Below are 2,092 nucleotides of genomic sequence, written 5' to 3'. Positions count from 1 at the left end.
TCGCCCGGCCAGTCATCGTCGCAGGCGCTGCAGGCATCCAGCCGTCAGGTGGCACGCGCGGTGCGCCGCGCACTGGGCGAGGGCTGAGGCCATGCCGTTCTGGCTGTGCGAGCAACGCCGCGATCAGCAGTCCGACCATATCCAGCGCTTCGATCCTCGTTTCTGGACGGTCAATTTCCCGCGCCCGATGATGGCATCGGTGGTCACGACCGCGCCCGATGCGTTGCGCGTCGAGACCGTATTTTATGACCGCGATGCGCTGGCCGGGCTGATCTGGGACAGCGTAGACACCTTCGATCACCCATTGCTCGCCTATGCGACCGACCGAGATTATGCACATACGACGCTCAGCTTTCGCTGGCGCTCGCACGGGGTCAAGCCGCTCGATGCCGTGCACGGGCCAACGCTAACCATCGAGGGGCGCGATGCATCCGGCGATCAGCGCAGCTGGTATGTGCGGCTGTGGAACTATGCCACCGGCACGCCCGACGACGCGCAGATCAGCCTGGCGTTCTCGTCATTGTCGGGCGGCTTCCTGCTGCCGGGTGAAGCGGACCCGGTGCATCCCTTTGACATCGACCGGATGTTCATCTCGCTGGTGCCGCCAAGCTATGACGGCACGGCTGGACCGCTCGCCGAAGCCGCCGCTGGCTGGGTCGAACTGACCGACATCCGCTGCGATGGCGCGCGGGCGATGCTGCCCATCGGCGATGTGCTGGTGCCGCCGCACGGGCTGGCGATGGCCACCGCTTATGATGACAGCTTCAACCAGACCCCGGCGCGGCTGATCCGCAATGTTATCGGCCTCGGCTATCGCGGATCGCTCAATCACTATGTCGGGATGAGCCATTATTTCGCGCTCGATCGCGTGGGCGATGCGCTGCTGGTGAGCGATGCGGCGATGGCGATCAACCCGCCCTGCGCCGCGTGGCATCGCAGCCTTGCCGAACACGCGGCGATCTGGGGGCTTAGCCCGATTGTCTCGCTGTCCTACGAGCTGTTCGATGCGCACTGCCCGGCAGCGTGGAAGCAGCGCGCCGACAATGGCGATCCGGCGCTTACGGGCTGGGTGCCGCCCTCGACACTGCTCAGCCCCGCCAATGGCGATGCCATGGCCTATTTGAGGTCGGTCGGCATCGCCTTTGCAGAAATCCTTGAGCAAGCGGGCCTGCCGGTGCGCTTCCAGATTGGTGAGCCCTGGTGGTGGATCATGCCCGATGGCCGCATCTGCCTATATGATGATGCAGCGCTGGCCGCGTTCGGACCCGTCGCTGTGCCGATCCCGACGATCCGCAGCGCCATGAACGCGGCGCAGCAGGTGATGCTCGATCAGGCGGGGGTGTTGCTGGCGCAATCGACCGCCGCATTGGCCCACGCGGTGCGCGATGCGCTTGCACCCGCGCCCGTCGAAACGTTGCTGCTCGTGTATCTGCCGACCGTGCTCGATGACGCCGCGCCCGATGCGCGCCGCGCCAATGTGCCAACTGGCTGGGCCTGGCCCGCTTTTGATGTGCTGCAGCTCGAAGATTACGACTGGGTGATCGAACAGCGTTTCGCCACGCAGAAAACCGGGCTGCAGGTGATGCAACAGCGGCTCGGCTATCCGCTGGGGCAGCAGCACTACATGTCCGGCTTTGTGCTGTTGCCCGAAGATCGTGCGGTCTGGGCGGCAATTGCCCAAGCCGTCGATGCGGGCAAGGCGCGCGGGGTTGCCGAATCCCTTATCTGGGCGCTGCCGCAGGTGGTGCGTGACGGCTTTGTCTATTTTGACTTCGATGCAGAAGGAGACGCTGCAATGCAGGCGTTTGACGATGTGCTGTTCCCGCTGGCCATTGGCCGTGAAGCTCAGACCAGCAGAGCGTTTTCCACCCAGATTTTCCAGGCCGCCTCGGGTCATGAAACGCGCAACAGCCTGTGGGCGGATTGTGCGATTCGCTTTGATGTCGGGCCGGGTGTGCGGTCAGAGGCAGATGTCGCGACATTGGTCGCCTTCTTTCGTGCCCGGCGTGGACCGGCGCGCGGCTTTCGCCTGCGCGATCCAGCAGACCACAGTTCCGCTGGAACTGGCCCGCCAGCCGCGTCCGACCAGCTG

1 protein-coding gene is annotated in these 2,092 nt (G+C 65.0%); it reads left to right on the top strand.

Translation table 11 applies throughout. From position 1 onward, the window contains the following. Positions 1–91: 91 nt before the first annotated feature. Positions 92–2,092, top strand: a 2,001-nt coding sequence (locus ACEW8G_RS11210) for a DUF2460 domain-containing protein (protein WP_373488504.1), incomplete at its 3' end; no start/stop codon positions are given.

Origin of the sequence: Blastomonas sp. (genome assembly GCF_041747255.1) — a bacterium.
Classification (GTDB): Bacteria; Pseudomonadota; Alphaproteobacteria; order Sphingomonadales; family Sphingomonadaceae; genus Blastomonas.
The sequence above is the reverse complement of the archived record's forward strand: the minus strand, read 5'-3'. Positions and strand labels throughout refer to the sequence as shown.